This window comes from Pseudarthrobacter sp. PvP004, assembly GCF_017876035.1.
GTDB classification, from domain to species: domain Bacteria; phylum Actinomycetota; class Actinomycetes; order Actinomycetales; family Micrococcaceae; genus Arthrobacter; species Arthrobacter aurescens_A.
Genome location: NZ_JAGINL010000001.1, coordinates 2616210 through 2631154 on the forward strand (window position 1 = coordinate 2616210; position 14945 = coordinate 2631154).

The window sequence follows — 14945 nt, forward strand, 5'->3', positions numbered from 1 at the left end:
GAGAATTAGACCGCTCGCTTCCTTAGCCGACGACGTTCCCGCTCAGAGAGTCCGCCCCAAATTCCGAACCGCTCGTCATTGGCAAGAGCGTATTCCAAGCACTGCGAGCGGACGTTGCACGCCCCGCAGACCTTCTTGGCGTCCCGTGTGGATCCACCCTTTTCGGGGAAGAAAGCCTCGGGATCAGTCTGTGCGCAGAGTGCGTCAGTCTGCCAGCCGAGTTCGCCTTCGTCGTCGAAGTCCCCCTGGGGCAGGCCGATCCACACGGGTTGCCCCGGAGTTTCAAGCGGACGACGCAGCTCCATGGGAGGGTCGTCAAGATCTTCGTCCGGCCCAGCGGGCAGGTCACCGATCAATGCCTCATGTGCGGCCAGGAGGGCAGTTGCCTGATCCTCCAAAGACTGCTGCACATTCTGGTTATATCGGTCTGCCGCTTCCGGGTCCGCCGGGTCTACGTACCAATCCCCCGGTACTTCCCGCGAACGGTATTTCACCGACGCATGTTCTGCGACGACTGCATCTTCCTGGATACGCAACGCTTGCCCCATGGCGTCCCTCCTGATTTTGCAGCTGCTGCTTGGATGTGTTTCCGATTCCCGGTGGCGTTCCGGGTTTCTGTGCAGCGGCGTTGATTACTAATTACACGCGTGTAACTACCCGCCAGTCAAGCCGCGCCGGGATAATAATCAAGAACCTGTGGAAACGTGGGATGCGCCACGCCCAACATTTTGCCTCTGGTCGCCGCGTGTCGTGCCGGCAAATGGAAGCCTTGAATCGGTTCGGGTGAACTTTCACTGAATTCCCGCGGAAATTCGTCCCGGACAAGGCACGCACCCCAACGATTGGAAATACTGAGTGTGTTGCATTTCACAATTGCGGCGCTAAGCCCAAGGACGTCAAGGAACCACCGTGGCAAGATTGACGCATGAGCATCCCGGCAGCGAACCTGATGACAGCCCTGCGATCCGGTCATTCAACGTCACCACGACTCACTTGGTACGGCCCCGACTCCGAGCGTGTTGAGCTCTCAGGTCGCGTCCTGGATAACTGGGTAGCCAAGACCAGCAACCTGTTGCAGGACGAACTGGACGCCGAGCCTGGAACGTCCATCAGGCTGGACCTCCCGGCGCACTGGAAATCCTTCGTCTGGGCCCTGGCTGCGTGGCAACTGGGAATGGAGGTGGTCTTTGACGACACCTCTGCGGATCTCCTGGCGACGGACAAGCCCGACGACGGCGCCGGGGCCGGCTTCGGCGCGATCGTTGCGGTGCCGCTGGCGGCACTTGCGATGCGCTGGCCCGGGGAGCTGCCTCCCGGCGTCGTGGACTACGCGGCTGAAGTCCGCTCCCACGGCGACGTCTTCATGGCACACAACGAACCCGAAGCGAGCTTGCCCGCTGTGCGCGGGACTGCAGGCCTCACCCATGAAGAACTCATTGACGGCTTTGCTGCCGCGCAGGACACAGGTGTCCGCCTGCTGGTACGCGCGGCCGACGGCCTGGAGTCATGCCTGGCAGCATCCTTGGGCGCCTGGAAAGAAGACGGCTCCGTGGTCTTGGTACATCCGGACCTCGACGTGACCGAGCACCTGCTGGAGAACGAGCGCGTCAGCCGTTCCTAGCCTGCGCGGTGTACTGTCAGACGTTCTTGATGGACGGAACCTCGCCGGTTGCCGGGCCTGCAGCGCCGGCTTCGCTTGGACCCTTGGGCTTGTGGTGGAGGTCCAGAAGCTCATGGTCGTGAGAGAACTCGGGCTCGGCATCCAGCTCTTCGTTGAAGACCCAGAATCGGTAGGCGAAGAAGCGGAAGATGGTGCCCAGGACCAGGCCGACTACGCTCCCCGCGATGAACAGCGACGGCTTGTCATTCAGCTCCAAAATGTATTTGGCGAACCACACGCATCCGGAGGCAATCAGGAGCCCGATGACGTTCATGACGCCAAACAACACTGCTTCACGAACCACATTGGCTTGCTTGCGGTGACGGAACGTCCAGAACCGGTTGGCAACCCACGAGAACACACTTGCCACGATCGTCGCAATAGCCTTCGCCCAGACTTCGCTGCCGTGCATCGGGCCCGAAAAGAGCCAAATAAAGACAGCCGAGTCAATGACAAAGGCAACTCCGCCGACGGCGCCGAATTTGGCCACCTCGCGCCAAAAAAGCGAGGCAAGTCCGCGGATGCGATCTGCAAGTGTGGTGATCATGACCCTCCATGGCCGTTGAAAAATGGGCCGATGGGCCAAAGCCATTTTAGCGCCGATTTCCAAGCGTCGCCTCGTAAAAGGCTGTGAGAACGCCGATACCGCACCCGGTTCACCTGTTGGCAGGCGACTTCTCCTCCTGTAAATGGCTTCGAAAGAGCGGCAGAATCAGTGATCCCGCTGCCGGTTCGGTAGGCTGAACCTTGTGACTTTTCCAGTAATTGGCGTTGTTGGCGGCGGCCAGCTCGCACGAATGATGGCTCCGCCCGCTACCGCCCTGGGCTTCGAACTGCGTGTTTTGGCCGAGGGTGAGGACGTTTCTGCCGTGGCAGCAGTGGCCACTGCGCCTATCGGCGACTACAAGGACTTGGACGCTCTTCTGGAGTTCTCCAAGGGCCTGGACGTCATGACCTTTGATCACGAACACGTTCCCACGCAACACCTGCAGGCCCTGCTCGATGCCGGCGTCAACGTCCAGCCAGGCCCCGATGCCTTGGTGAACGCCCAGGACAAGCTGGTGATGAGGGCTGCCATTGACCGCTTGGGACTCCCGAACCCGGAATGGTCAGCGGTCAACACCGTTGACGAGCTCGTGGCTTTTGGCGAGAGGATCGGCTGGCCCGTCGTCTTGAAGACGCCCCGCGGCGGCTACGACGGCAAGGGAGTCAGGATGGTTGATTCCGCGGACGACGCCCTGGAAACCGCCGACTGGTTCCAGGCCATGAGCCCCCTGCTGGCCGAAGCCAAGGTGGACTTCAGCCGCGAACTTTCCGCCCTGGTTGCGCGCAGTCCCAGTGGCGAATCCCGTGCCTGGCCGGTTGTCCACACCATCCAGGTGGACGGAGTTTGCGACGAAGTGATCGCACCTGCCCAAAACATTTCTGTTGAAGTGGCTGCCGCCGCCGAAGAGGCCGCGCTGCGTATCGCCAACGAACTCGGCGTCACCGGCGTCATGGCCGCAGAGCTGTTCGAAACTCCGGGAGTCGGAGTGGGCTTCCTCATCAACGAACTTGCCATGCGCCCGCACAACACCGGTCACTGGACACAGGACGGCTCCATCACCAGCCAGTTCGAGCAGCACCTGCGCGCCGTCTTGGACCTCCCGCTGGGCGCCACCGATGCTTTGGCCCCGGTGGTGGTCATGAAGAACTTCCTGGGCGGCGACAACCAGGATCTCTTCAAAGCCTTCCCCATGGCGTTGGCCTTCGAACCCGCGGCCAAGGTCCACTCCTACGGCAAGTCCGTCCGTCCGGGCCGCAAAATCGGCCACGTGAACCTCGTTGGCAGTTCGGTTTCGGACGTGGACTCCGTCCGTCAGCGCGCCACCGCCGTGGCCAACATCATCCGCGACGGCCGCAAGCCGGAGCAGACCACCCTTGAGGAGACTGCATGACTTCGACAACAACAGCCCCGCTCGTTGGGCTCGTGATGGGTTCGGATTCCGATTGGCCGGTCATGGAGGCCGCCGCGGACGCCTTGGCCGAGTTCGGCATCCCCTTTGAGGCGGACGTCGTTTCAGCGCACCGCATGCCCACTGAGATGATCCGCTACGGCCAGACGGCCCACGAACGCGGGCTCCGCGTCATCATTGCCGGAGCGGGCGGCGCAGCCCACCTTCCCGGCATGCTGGCTTCCGTCACGCCCCTTCCCGTCATCGGCGTCCCGGTCCCCCTGAAAACATTGGACGGCATGGACTCCCTGCTGTCCATCGTGCAAATGCCTGCCGGCGTTCCCGTGGCCACTGTGTCCATCGCAGGCGCCCGCAACGCGGGACTCCTTGCCGTTCGCATCCTCGCTTCGGGAACCGACGACCTCGCTTCGAAGCTTCGCGCTGACCTCCTCACCTTCGCCCAGGAGCTGAACGACGTGGCCACCAAGAAGGGCGAAAACCTGCGCCACAAAGTGGAAGAGGTCTTCTCTCCCGCCAACGCCTCTGCCCGGAGCTCCCGCTAGGAAGGCAGCGGTTGATGACCATGCACAAGACTCCGAGTCAGCCCGGTTCCGCCCTGACTGATCCCGTCCGCTATCCGACCGGTGCAAGCGCTCCGGTGCGGACCAAACGCGCCTTCGTGCTGGTCCTCCTCACCCTTTTCGTTCCCGGCAGCGCACAAATCGTTGCCGGGGACCGCAAACTTGGCCGCATCGCCTTGCGGGTCACCATCACGGTATGGGCTCTTGCCCTCCTCACGCTGTTCATAGCCTTGGTGAACCGGACAATGCTGCTCAGCATTGTCACCCACCCTGTGGGCTCGTTGTTCATCATCGTCATCCTTGTGGCGTTGGCCTTGGGCTGGGCCTTCCTGTTCCTCAATACCCTGAGAATCATCAGGCCCGCACTCCTGGCACCGGGAATGCGGCCCATCATCGCTGTCGTCCTGGCGGTTACCACTGTCCTTGCGAGCGGATCGCTGGGCTATCTCGCCTACGTCCTGAACGTGAGCCGCAATGCGATCGGCAGCATCTTCAATGCCGGCCCCGCCATAGATCCTGTGGACGGCCGGTACAACTTCCTCATGATGGGCGGCGACGCCGGAGACGACAGGACAGGCCGTCGCCCGGACAGCCTGTCGGTCATCAGCGTCGACGCGAAAACGGGTGAGAGCGCCATCATCTCCGTCCCCCGCAACCTTCAAAACGCGCAGTTCAGCGAGGGCTCGCCGATGCGCGAGGTCTATCCGGACGGCTACAACTGCGGCGACGAGTGCCTCATCAACGCCGTCAACACCGAGGTCACCAACAACTACCAGAACCTCTACCCAGGGGTTGCCGATCCCGGCGCGCAGGCCACGCTCGAAGCCGTGTCCGGCACGTTGGGCATCACCGTCCAGGCATATGTCCTGGTTGACATGGACGGTTTCGCCAAACTCATCGATGCCATGGGCGGGATCCGCATCAAGGCCGGCGGCTGGGTACCCATCAGTGGTCCCGTCACTGACGAGGCCAACGGAATTCACGGGATGCCGGATGGCTGGATCGCGGCCGGCGACCAGCACTTGAACGGCTTCCAAGCCCTTTGGTACGGACGTTCCCGCGAATTCGTGGATGACTACGCCCGGATCGCGCGTCAGCAGTGCGTCCAGCAGGCCATGCTCAAGCAGCTGGATCCTGCCACCCTCCTCACCAAGTTTGAGGACATCGCCAACGCCGGCACCAAGGTGGTCGACTCCAATATCTCGTCCAACCAGCTGGGCAGCTTTGTGGACCTCGCCTTGAAGTCCAAGAACCAGCCCATCAAGCGCCTCACCATCGGGCCTCCGGACTTTGACGCGTCCTTCTCCACGGTTCCTGACTTTGACGTGATCCATTCCAAGGTCCAGGAAGTCCTGGCGTCGTCCAACACCCCCAAGGCGAGTGACGCCGTCGTTTCGTACGATGGAGCCGCTGCCGGAGCGGTCATGGCCGCTGGCCCGGTTGCCGGATCCGTTCCCGCGGGTCAGCTGCCGTCGCCGTCGGCCGATTTCACACCTGTGACCACCACGCCCGACGGCACCCCGATCACCATCGAGTTGCTGAATGGCCTCAAGGCCCAAGGCGATGAGCAAGGTATCCGTGACCTCGTGGCCACCAACGGACAGTGCGCGCCGCTGTAAGCTGCCTTCCGCCCACCCCACGTTCAGCGCAACGATAAGGACTTTCTTTCGTGTATCAGATTGAGAATGTTTTGCGACCCTATGCGTGGGGTTCGACGACGGCGATCGCCGGGTTGCTGGGTCGTCCGGCATCAGGTGGGCCCGAAGCCGAAATGTGGATCGGAGCCCACCCGGACTCTCCCTCCACAGCCATCCATCCCAATGGGGTTACTCAGCCACTGGATGCCTTGATCGCCTCCGATCCCCTGCGCTGCCTGGGTTCGGAAAGCATCGCCGAGTTCGGAGCACGGCTGCCGTTCCTCACCAAGCTCCTGGCCGCCGAGCAGCCGTTGTCCTTGCAAGTGCACCCCAGCCTGGACCAGGCACGGGAAGGATTCGCACGGGAGAATGCAGCCGGGATCCCGGCCGATGCCGCGGACCGCAACTACCGCGATGACAACCACAAACCGGAAATGATTTTCGCCCTGACTCCGTTCAAGGCACTGTGCGGTTTCCGTTCGCCGGCTGCGTCCAAAGACATTTTTGAGCACCTGGCCCATGTCCTTGATTCGGCAGCAGTCGATGCTCCCGATGTCATTAACGGTGTCATCACAGACCTCAGCCAATCCGATGAGTCCGCAGCCCTGAAGGCTGCCTTCAGCCGGCTGATCCAGGGTGGCAGCGACGTCTCCGACGTGATCCATGAGGTAGTTGCGGTCCTATCCGCGGGCGCACCGTTGGAGCCGCACCGCGAAGCCCTCACCGCGATGCTGGACATCAACGAGGCCTTCCCCGGAGATCCGGGCGTCCTCATTTCCCTCCTTCTCAACCACCTGTCCTTGGAGCCCGGCGACGTGGTTTACCTGCCTGCCGGCAACATCCACGCCTACCTCCATGGATTGGGCGTGGAGGTCATGGCGTCCTCGGACAATGTGCTCCGCGGGGGGCTCACGCCCAAGTACGTGGACGTCCCGGAGCTGCTGAAGACTGTGCGCTTCGAAGCACTGGGTGTGCCGCGCGTCGAGGCCAGCGGGACGGAATTCGGGCAGGAACTGTACCGCCCGCCGTTTAGGGAATTCCAGCTCCAGCGCATTGAGCTTGCCCCGGGCGCCGAGCCGGTGCCGCTGGCACAAAACGGGCCTGCCGTCGTCGTAGTGGTGTCCGGTTCGGTGATGCTGGACTCTCCCAAGAGCGACCTCCGCTTGCAACGGGGTGCCGCCGCGTTCATCCCCGACATCGAGGCACCCGTGAACGTCCACCCCGTGCAAGGCGCCACGGACACGAGTGTTGCCTTTGCAGTGACCACCGGTCTGGGGAACTGATCCATGGAGTTTTTCCTGCAAACGCCCGCATGGGCGGCTGTCCAGCGTTCCCTGGGACGCCGTGTCCATGAGCAATCCGGGCCCGGTTGGAGTTTCCTCGCCATTGAGGAGAAGAACCCTGCCGGCAAGGTGATTTACGCCCCCTACGGCCCCGTGGCGGAGTCCGTGGAAGCTTTCGACGCCGCCACTGCGGCCCTGGTGAGGCTGGCCAAGGACCAGCATGCGGTGTTCGTGCGGATGGAGCCCGCTGCGGCAGGGTTTACAGCGTCCGACGCCGATGCTCTCCTTCGTGCCCGCGGCTTGCAGCCGGCGCCGGTCAACCAGCAGCCGGAGCTCAGCTGGATCGTTGATCTTGAGGGTGACTTCAAGGATGTCCTGGCCGGTATGAAACCGACCAACAGGAACCTCTACCGGAACATCCATAAGAAGGGCGTGACATTCCGCGCCTCCCAGGATCCCGCCGATATCTCGGTGCTCCTGCATTTCCTCCACCTGACAGCTGCCCGGAACGGCTTCAAGCCCCAAAGCGACGAGTACCTTACCCAGGTGGCCGCCTCGCTCCTGCCCAACGGTGCTGGAACACTGTTTATTGCGGAGCTTGAGGGCGAACCGATCGCTGCTGCCTTCGCCTATGACTCTGCTGATACCCGCGTGTACGCCCACGCAGCCTTGGATGACACCCACCGAAGACTCAGTGCAGGAATCCCCCTCCTGGTGACCTTGATGTCTGACGCCAAGGAAAAGGGACTCAAACACGTGGACCTCTGGGGCGTGGCACCCGAAGACCAGCCGGACCACAAATGGGCGGGCTTCACCGCATTTAAGAAGTCATTCGGAGGCCGCGAAGTCTCCTACCCTGGCACATGGGACCTGCCGGTCAACAAGCTCCGCTACGGTGCATACCAACTGGCACGGAAACTCCGCGACAAACTGCGCTAAGCCTTTTCCCGCGATCCACCTGTACCTCCACCACCCACTTTGAGCCGGGGGCACTCTGACACGCCGTGCATCAAGGCATGTCGGCAGGGTTTCCAAATCAAAGTTGGTGGTGAAGGCACACCTCGCGCTCTGCCCTACCCACCCCACAACAGCGCGAAGCCGGAAGACCGCGGCACCATCGCATCCGGACAGCGAAAAGCGCCCTCTCGCGTCAGCGGCATCAAATCGACGAGGTACGAGGAGATAGCCGCAGAGCGATAGGGCGCTTTTCGCGTCAAAGACGCGACAGCAACGGGGTGGTTACGGCTTGCGCGCGTATGTCTCCCATTTGGATGCGTGGTGCTCGGCCTCTACGAAGCGGACCGTGCCGGACTTGGAGCGCATCACGATGGACTGCGTCATGACGCGGTCCTTCTGGTAGCGCACGCCGTGGAGAAGATCGCCGTCGGTGATACCGGTTGCTGCGAAGTAGCAGTTGTCGGAGGTGACGAGGTCGTTGGTGGACAGGACGCGGTCGAGGTCGTGTCCGGCGTCGATGGCCTTCTGCTTCTCTTCGTCCGACGTCGGCCACAGGCGGCCTTGGATGACACCGCCGAGCGACTTGATGGCACAGGCTGCAACGATGCCTTCCGGCGTGCCGCCGATGCCCATGAGGGCGTCAACGCCGGTGCCGGAGCGTGCTGCTGCGATGGCGCCGGCCACGTCGCCGTCCATGATGAACTTGGTGCGGGCACCGGCTTCGCGGATTTCTTCCACGAGCGGACGGTGGCGGTCGCGGTCCAGGATCATGACGTTGAGCTGGTTGACCTTGACGCCCTTGGCCTTGGCGATGAGGTGCAGGTTTTGCTTGACGGGCAGGCGCAGGTCCACCATGTCGGCGGCTTCGGGGCCGGTGACGAGCTTCTCCATGTAGAACACGGCGGAGGGGTCGAACATGGATCCGCGCTCAGCAACTGCCAGAACTGCGAGGGCGTTGTTGATGCCGAGGGCGGTCAGGCGGGTTCCGTCGATGGGGTCGACGGCGACGTCGCACTCGGGACCGGTGCCGTCACCAACCTGCTCGCCGTTGAACAGCATGGGGGCTTCATCTTTTTCGCCTTCACCGATGACCACAACGCCGTTGAAGTGGACGGTGTGAAGGAACGAACGCATGGCGTCGACGGCGGCGCCGTCTGCCTTGTTTTTGTCGCCGAAACCTACCCAGTGGCCACCGGCAATTGCCGCGGCTTCGGTGACACGGACGAGTTCAAGCGCAAGGTTGCGGTCGGGTTCGTCGATGCCGACGGCGAGCGACGGCGAAATCGTGGAATACTGCTGGGTCATTGGTGCAGGAGACACTTGAACCTCTTCTTCGAGTGACGATTCACGGGACCGGACATGGTTGCACGGGGCAACCCGGGGTTCCTCTATCAACGATCATAGTCGCCGCGTGGTCAGTGAGTCGTTGGATGACCACGCGGCGCTATACCGGCGGTGAGGTTGCCGGATGTGTGTTCCCCGCTGGGATAAGGGATCATGGAGGGGTGAGTGAAACGCAGGACAAGCCCGCAGCGGAGAACCAATCTGACGCTGCAGCGGCCAAGCAAAACGATGCCCAGGCAGCCCCGAATGCCCCCTACAAACCCGTCATCGCGGCGAAAGCCGCCAAGCGGGCCAACGCTTCGGTCATCGGCATGGTCATTGCGCTGCTTGTCTGTGTGCTGGCTTTCCTCCCCATCGTGTTGATGAACCCGGCTCCCAAAGGTGAGGGTTTCAGGCCCGATGTTGATGTAGCGGCCATCGCCCGCAATGCCACAGGTGTGGCAGGATTCACACCGGTCACCCCGGATACGGGCGACACATTCAAGCCCAACTACGCGCGCTGGGAGTCCGGTACCGGAAGCGGGGTTCCTACGTGGGAGATCGGTTTCCTGACTCCCAAGGAAAACTTCATTGGCCTGACCCAGACCAACCAGGCGAACGCTACGTGGGTTCTGCAGCAGACGGAGAACCTTCCTGTCACCGGCACCCGCAGCGCGGGCGGCCAGGAATGGGAGCTGAGGGACTCCGGCAAGGAAAAGCGCGCCATGGTCTTGGAGTACCGGGGTACCACCCTCATCCTGAGCGGCACCGCAAACCTGGATGAGTTCGCAACGCTGGCGGCTGCGGTGGTTAAGTCCGCAGAGCAGGCTCCACCTGCAAGCGCACCGGCTACTGCGTCTCCTTCCGCGCAGCCGTCCGCCTGACTCCGGTTCTCCGACTTATGAGGCGCAACAGTTTCACAGACTGCCGTGTGCGCGTCGTAAAGTAAGGCTCGTGCCTACTTACCTGACTCCAGCCTTGGCGTGGCGCCGTCTCCGCGAAGGCAACGAACGTTTTGTTTCCGGCGAATCCCTGCACCCCAACCAGGATGCTTCGCGACGATCTTCACTCATTGAGAATCAGAATCCTTTTGCCGTGATCTTCGGATGCTCGGATTCACGGCTCGCTGCAGAAATCATTTTTGACCTGGGCCTCGGTGACGCCTTCGTGGTGCGCACCGCCGGACAGGTCATTGACGACGCGGTTCTGGGTTCCCTCGAGTACAGCATCAGCGAACTCCGGGTTCCGCTGATTGTCATCCTCGGCCATGACAGCTGTGGTGCCGTGAAGGCCACCAAGGCCGCCGTGGAAACGGGTGAAATGCCTCCTGGTTTCATCCGCGACCTCGTGGAGCGCATCACTCCCTCCGTCCTGACGGCCAAGCGCAACAGCCAGGAAGACGTCAACGACATGGTGGTGGAGCACGTCAAGCAGACGGCCGCCCGTCTTGCTGACAGCTCGCGTGTGATTTCCGACGCCATCGACGACGGCCGCGTTGCCGTCATCGGCCTGTCGTACAAACTCGATGAGGGCCGCGCGGCCCTCGTTTCCGGGATCGGCAAGCTCTAGGAAGCCGTGCTCCGGCCTCAGCGCCGGAGCACGTAGCACTCTCCGCCGGGTTTTCTGTGAGGCGTCCAATCGCCATAAGCTAGCCCCATGACTTCCACCACTGAGTTCCGTATTGAACATGACACGATGGGCGAAGTTCGCGTCCCCGTGAACGCCCTGTACCGCGCCCAGACGCAGCGTGCTGTGGAGAACTTCCCGATCTCCGGCAAGACGCTTGAGCGCACACACATTGAGGCCCTGGCCCGCGTGAAGAAGGCCGCCGCACTGGCGAACGCCGAACTGGGGGTGCTCGATGGTGAGCTCGCCGAGGCTATCGCCGCCGCTGCCGATGAGGTTGCCACCGGTAAGTACGACGGCGACTTCCCGATTGACGTTTTCCAGACCGGCTCGGGCACTTCTTCCAACATGAACACCAACGAGGTCATCGCCGAGCTTGCATCGCGCGCCCTCGCGGCCGCCGGGAGCGACAAAGTTGTCCACCCGAACGACCATGTGAACGCTTCGCAGTCTTCCAACGATGTGTTCCCGACCTCCGTGCACGTTGCCGCCACCTCGGCCCTGATCAACGACCTGATCCCGGCGCTGGAGTACCTTGCAGCTTCCCTGGACCGGAAGGCCGTGGAGTTCAAGGACGTCGTCAAGTCCGGACGTACCCACCTCATGGACGCCACCCCGGTAATGCTCGGCCAGGAGTTCGGCGGTTACGCTGCACAGGTCCGCTACGGCATCGAGCGAATCAACGCAGCACTTCCCCGCGTTGCCGAAGTTCCCCTGGGCGGCACCGCCGTGGGCACCGGCATCAACACCCCTGCCGGTTTCCCGGAGCGCGTCATCGAACTGCTGGCAGCTGACACCGGCCTGCCGCTGACAGAGGCGCGCGACCACTTCGAGGCCCAGGCAAACCGCGACGGCCTCATCGAAGGTTCCAGCCAGCTGCGCAACATCGCGATCTCCTTCATGAAGATCAACAACGACCTCCGCTGGATGGGATCCGGCCCCAACACGGGCCTCGGCGAAATTGCCATTCCGGACCTTCAGCCGGGCTCCTCGATCATGCCGGGCAAGGTCAACCCGGTCATCTGCGAAGCGTCCATCATGGTCTGCGCCCAGGTCATCGGCAACGACACCGCCATCGCCTGGTCCGGCACCAACGGCGCGTTCGAACTCAACGTTGGCATCCCCGTCATGGCTGCCAACCTCCTCGAGTCCATCCGCCTGCTGGCCAACACCAGCCGTGTCATGGCCGACAAGATGATCGACGGCATCACCGCCAATGTGGAGCGCGCCCGCTTCCTGGCCGAGGCTTCCCCGTCCATTGTGACGCCGCTGAACAAGTTCATTGGTTACGAGAATGCCGCCAAGATCGCAAAGATCGCCGTCAAGGAAGGCCTGACCATCCGCCAGGCCACCGAGAAGCTAGGCTTCGTCGGCGAGGGCGAAGGCAAGGTTACCGAGGCCGACCTCGACAAGGCCCTTGACGTCACCACCATGACCTCCCCCGCTCACAAGAACTAATACCCAAAGCACGACGACGGCCGGTACCTTTCGCACGAAAGGTGCCGGCCGTCGTCGTACCCGGAAGGTTTGTACAGCGACTTCCACACTCTTTTTGCACTTTGGTTCAAAGAGTGCAAAACTTTACTCTGTGAGTAATAGTGCAAATATTGATGGCGGCCTCCGCGAGCGCAAGCGGGCTGCCACGCGGACCTCGATCACCGCCGTCGCGCGTTCCATGACAGCGGCGCATGGCCTGAGCGGTTTCACTGTTGAGGAGGTCTGCGAAGAGGCGGGGATTTCGCGCCGGACCTTCTTCAACTACTTCCATTCCAAGGAAGACGCCGTGATCGGTTCGTTCTCGGATGAGCTGCCCGAAGAAGCACTGGAGGCGTTCCACCGGAACCCTTCCCGCACGCCGGACAGCATCTCCGGGTCCCTCCTCGCAGCTCTGCACGTGCTCACCGTGACCCTCATGGAGCGCTCATCCATCAGCCGTACCGAGGTCCAACAGTTCATCGCGGCCATTACGGCCGAACCGCAACTCCTGGCACGGCTCACCCTCGAAGGGGAAGCCCGCGAACGGCAATTCGCCGCACTGGTAGCCGCACGCGAAGGGCTGGATCCGGAGCACCCCGAAGTCATGACAGCAACTGTGTTGTTCGGGGCAGTGTCCAAAAAGACAGCACAGCAGTTCTTCTCTGAGGACAATGAGCGCCCCTACCGCGGGATCCTCGAACAGAACCTCAACGCCGCACGGAAACTTTTTGCCCAGCCGTTGGCCACGAACCACCAACTGGGCCCTAACCCCCTTGAAACGTCGAAGGACCCCGCATGAGTACACTCTCGAAGGCAGCTGAACCGCTGCTGCTGACCCAGAAGCGAATCTGGATCATCTTCTCGGCGCTGATTGCAGGCATGCTGCTGTCCAGCCTCGACCAAACCATCGTCTCCACTGCCATGCCTACCATCGTGGGCAAGCTGGGCGGCGTTGAGCACCAGGCATGGATCACCACTGCCTATCTCCTGGCAACCACCATCGTGATGCCCATTTACGGCAAGTTCGGTGACATCCTGGGGCGTCGAAACTTGTTCCTTGTGGCCATCGCTTTGTTTACGCTCGCGTCCGTGGGCTGCGCTTTTGCCACTGATTTCTGGGGCTTCGTGATCTTCCGCGCCATTCAGGGCCTGGGCGGCGGCGGACTCATGATCCTCTCGCAGGCCATCATCGCCGACATCGTTCCGGCCAAGGAGCGCGGCAAGTACATGGGCCCGTTGGGCGCCATCTTCGGTCTCTCCGCTGTGGCCGGACCCCTGCTGGGTGGGTTCTTTGTGGACCACCTGACCTGGGAGTGGGCTTTCTACATCAACATCCCCATTGGCATCGCCGCGTTCATCACCGCCTGGTTCACCCTGACTCTGCCTAACAAGAAGGCCGAGAAGAAGATCGACATCCTCGGCGTCCTGTTCCTCTCCGCTGCCACCACGTGCCTCATCTTCTTCACCGACTTTGGTGGCAAGAAGGACGAAGGCTGGGACTCGCCACTTACATGGGCGTTTGGCGCCGGCATGGTCCTGGCGGCCTTCGCCTTCGTGATGGTTGAACGTCGCGCCGAGGACCCCATCATTCCGCTGAGCCTGTTCAAGAACCCCATCTTCATCAACGCAACGGCCATCGGCTTCACGCTGGGCCTGGGCATGTTCGCGGCCATCGCCTTCGTTCCCACGTTCCTGCAGATGTCGTCCGGAACCTCCGCGGCTGAATCCGGCCTGCTGATGCTGCCCATGATGGTTGGCCTGATGGGCACGTCCATCTACTCCGGTATCCGAATTTCCAAGACCGGCAAGTACAAGATGTACCCCATCCTGGGTGCAGCGCTCACCATCGCTGCCATGCTGTGGCTGACCACGCTCGCAGCTTCCACCCCCATCTGGGTCATCTGCGTCCAGCTCTTCATCTTCGGTGCGGGCCTTGGACTGATCATGCAGGTCATCGTCCTGGTGGTGCAGAACTCTGTTCCCGCTGACCAGATCGGTACGGCGACCAGCACCAACAACTACTTCCGCGAGGTAGGTGCATCGCTGGGTGTCGCCGTCTTCGGAGCAATCTTCACCAACCGCTTGGCCGAGTCTCTCACCGAGGCCTTCACAGGTGCCGGGGCCTCTGCCGAGCAGGCTTCGCAGTCCACCAGCACGCTGGACCCCCAGGCGCTGGCACAGATGCCTGAACAGCTGCGCGATGCGATCGTCAACGCCTACGCCAATTCACTGGCACCGGTGTTCTGGTACCTGGTTCCGTTCATCGCCATCGCGCTGATCCTGGCCATTACTCTGAAGCAGATCCCCCTCTCCGATACCGCCGGCATGGTGGCACGCGGTGAGGCTGTGGGCGGCGAGGAAGCTGACCGTCTCGAAGCAGAGCGACTGGAGACTGCGCGTTTGGAAGCCGATCTGCTGGCGTCGGAGGGATTCGACAAGGATCGTGCTGACGCGGGACGCCAGTAACG

The 14945-nt window shown here is 62.2% G+C and carries 14 protein-coding genes; 11 read left to right on the forward strand and 3 right to left on the reverse strand.

Annotated features, from left to right (window positions below; all coding sequences use genetic code 11):
* Window positions 1-5: 5 nt before the first annotated feature.
* On the reverse strand, window positions 6-548 hold the full coding sequence (locus J3A64_RS11665) for a WhiB family transcriptional regulator (protein WP_014921116.1): 543 nt from the start codon (window positions 546-548) through the stop codon (window positions 6-8).
* A gap of 377 nt (window positions 549-925) precedes the next feature.
* Here J3A64_RS11665 and J3A64_RS11670 point away from each other — a divergent pair, with 377 nt between their 5' ends.
* Window positions 926-1621 (forward strand): TIGR03089 family protein, encoded by a 696-nt coding sequence (locus tag J3A64_RS11670; RefSeq protein ID WP_011774038.1) that lies wholly within the window; start codon window positions 926-928, stop codon window positions 1619-1621.
* Between the two features lie 16 nt (window positions 1622-1637).
* Here the strand turns inward: J3A64_RS11670 and J3A64_RS11675 are convergent, their stop codons facing one another.
* Window positions 1638-2207, reverse strand: a complete 570-nt coding sequence (locus J3A64_RS11675) for a GtrA family protein (RefSeq protein WP_011774037.1) — start codon at window positions 2205-2207, stop codon at window positions 1638-1640.
* A gap of 202 nt (window positions 2208-2409) precedes the next feature.
* Between J3A64_RS11675 and J3A64_RS11680 the strand changes: the two genes are divergently transcribed.
* From J3A64_RS11680 to J3A64_RS11700, 5 genes are read left to right on the forward strand one after another with little or no spacing between them, the layout of a single operon-like run.
* Entirely contained in the window at window positions 2410-3597 is a 1188-nt protein-coding gene (locus tag J3A64_RS11680; RefSeq protein ID WP_014921115.1) for a 5-(carboxyamino)imidazole ribonucleotide synthase, read from the forward strand.
* Window positions 3594-4157, forward strand: a complete 564-nt coding sequence (gene purE, locus J3A64_RS11685) for a 5-(carboxyamino)imidazole ribonucleotide mutase (RefSeq protein ID WP_011774035.1) — start codon at window positions 3594-3596, stop codon at window positions 4155-4157. The genes J3A64_RS11680 and purE overlap by 4 nt, the downstream gene beginning before the upstream one ends.
* Before the next feature lie 14 nt (window positions 4158-4171).
* Window positions 4172-5794 carry an LCP family protein gene (locus tag J3A64_RS11690; protein ID WP_014921114.1) on the forward strand — a complete coding sequence of 541 codons (1623 nt, stop codon included), beginning with the start codon at window positions 4172-4174 and terminating at the stop codon, window positions 5792-5794.
* 50 nt (window positions 5795-5844) lie between these two features.
* On the forward strand, window positions 5845-7095 hold the full coding sequence (gene manA, locus J3A64_RS11695; RefSeq protein WP_210064353.1) for a mannose-6-phosphate isomerase, class I: 1251 nt from the start codon (window positions 5845-5847) through the stop codon (window positions 7093-7095).
* A 3-nt stretch (window positions 7096-7098) separates the two neighbouring features.
* Complete coding sequence (locus tag J3A64_RS11700; RefSeq protein ID WP_210064354.1) at window positions 7099-8034, forward strand: peptidoglycan bridge formation glycyltransferase FemA/FemB family protein; 936 nt, start codon at window positions 7099-7101, stop codon at window positions 8032-8034.
* Between the two features lie 300 nt (window positions 8035-8334).
* Here J3A64_RS11700 and glpX read toward each other — a convergent pair whose 3' ends face one another.
* Window positions 8335-9357 (reverse strand): class II fructose-bisphosphatase, encoded by a 1023-nt coding sequence (gene glpX / locus J3A64_RS11705; protein WP_011774031.1) that lies wholly within the window; start codon window positions 9355-9357, stop codon window positions 8335-8337.
* A gap of 200 nt (window positions 9358-9557) precedes the next feature.
* On the opposite strand from glpX, the gene J3A64_RS11710 reads away from it, so the two are divergent.
* The 5 genes from J3A64_RS11710 to J3A64_RS11730 all read left to right on the forward strand — a co-directional run bounded on the left by J3A64_RS11710 (window position 9558) and on the right by J3A64_RS11730 (window position 14943).
* Window positions 9558-10259, forward strand: a complete 702-nt coding sequence (locus J3A64_RS11710) for a DUF4245 domain-containing protein (RefSeq protein ID WP_307807189.1) — start codon at window positions 9558-9560, stop codon at window positions 10257-10259.
* 70 nt (window positions 10260-10329) lie between these two features.
* Window positions 10330-10944 carry a carbonic anhydrase gene (locus tag J3A64_RS11715; RefSeq protein ID WP_011774029.1) on the forward strand — a complete coding sequence of 205 codons (615 nt, stop codon included), beginning with the start codon at window positions 10330-10332 and terminating at the stop codon, window positions 10942-10944.
* Between the two features lie 87 nt (window positions 10945-11031).
* Window positions 11032-12459: a class II fumarate hydratase gene (locus J3A64_RS11720; RefSeq protein ID WP_011774028.1), complete on the forward strand. Its 1428-nt coding sequence runs from the start codon at window positions 11032-11034 to the stop codon at window positions 12457-12459.
* A gap of 130 nt (window positions 12460-12589) precedes the next feature.
* On the forward strand, window positions 12590-13276 hold the full coding sequence (locus tag J3A64_RS11725) for a TetR/AcrR family transcriptional regulator (RefSeq protein ID WP_210064356.1): 687 nt from the start codon (window positions 12590-12592) through the stop codon (window positions 13274-13276).
* On the forward strand, window positions 13273-14943 hold the full coding sequence (locus tag J3A64_RS11730; protein WP_014921110.1) for an MDR family MFS transporter: 1671 nt from the start codon (window positions 13273-13275) through the stop codon (window positions 14941-14943). The genes J3A64_RS11725 and J3A64_RS11730 overlap by 4 nt, the downstream gene beginning before the upstream one ends.
* The last annotated feature ends 2 nt before the right edge of the window (window positions 14944-14945 follow it).

What these genes read in the sequence shown, in the direction of transcription:
- purE (WP_011774035.1), top strand. Translation starts at nt 3,594, where the DNA reads ATGACTTCGACAACAACAGCCCCGCTCGTTGGGCTCGTGATGGGTTCG.
- J3A64_RS11720 (WP_011774028.1), top strand. Translation starts at nt 11,032, where the DNA reads ATGACTTCCACCACTGAGTTCCGTATTGAACATGACACGATGGGCGAA.
- J3A64_RS11670 (WP_011774038.1), top strand. Translation starts at nt 926, where the DNA reads ATGAGCATCCCGGCAGCGAACCTGATGACAGCCCTGCGATCCGGTCAT.
- J3A64_RS11665 (WP_014921116.1), bottom strand. Translation starts at nt 548, where the DNA reads ATGGGGCAAGCGTTGCGTATCCAGGAAGATGCAGTCGTCGCAGAACAT.
- glpX (WP_011774031.1), bottom strand. Translation starts at nt 9,357, where the DNA reads ATGACCCAGCAGTATTCCACGATTTCGCCGTCGCTCGCCGTCGGCATC.
- J3A64_RS11690 (WP_014921114.1), top strand. Translation starts at nt 4,172, where the DNA reads ATGACCATGCACAAGACTCCGAGTCAGCCCGGTTCCGCCCTGACTGAT.
- J3A64_RS11675 (WP_011774037.1), bottom strand. Translation starts at nt 2,207, where the DNA reads ATGATCACCACACTTGCAGATCGCATCCGCGGACTTGCCTCGCTTTTT.
- J3A64_RS11700 (WP_210064354.1), top strand. Translation starts at nt 7,099, where the DNA reads ATGGAGTTTTTCCTGCAAACGCCCGCATGGGCGGCTGTCCAGCGTTCC.
- J3A64_RS11730 (WP_014921110.1), top strand. Translation starts at nt 13,273, where the DNA reads ATGAGTACACTCTCGAAGGCAGCTGAACCGCTGCTGCTGACCCAGAAG.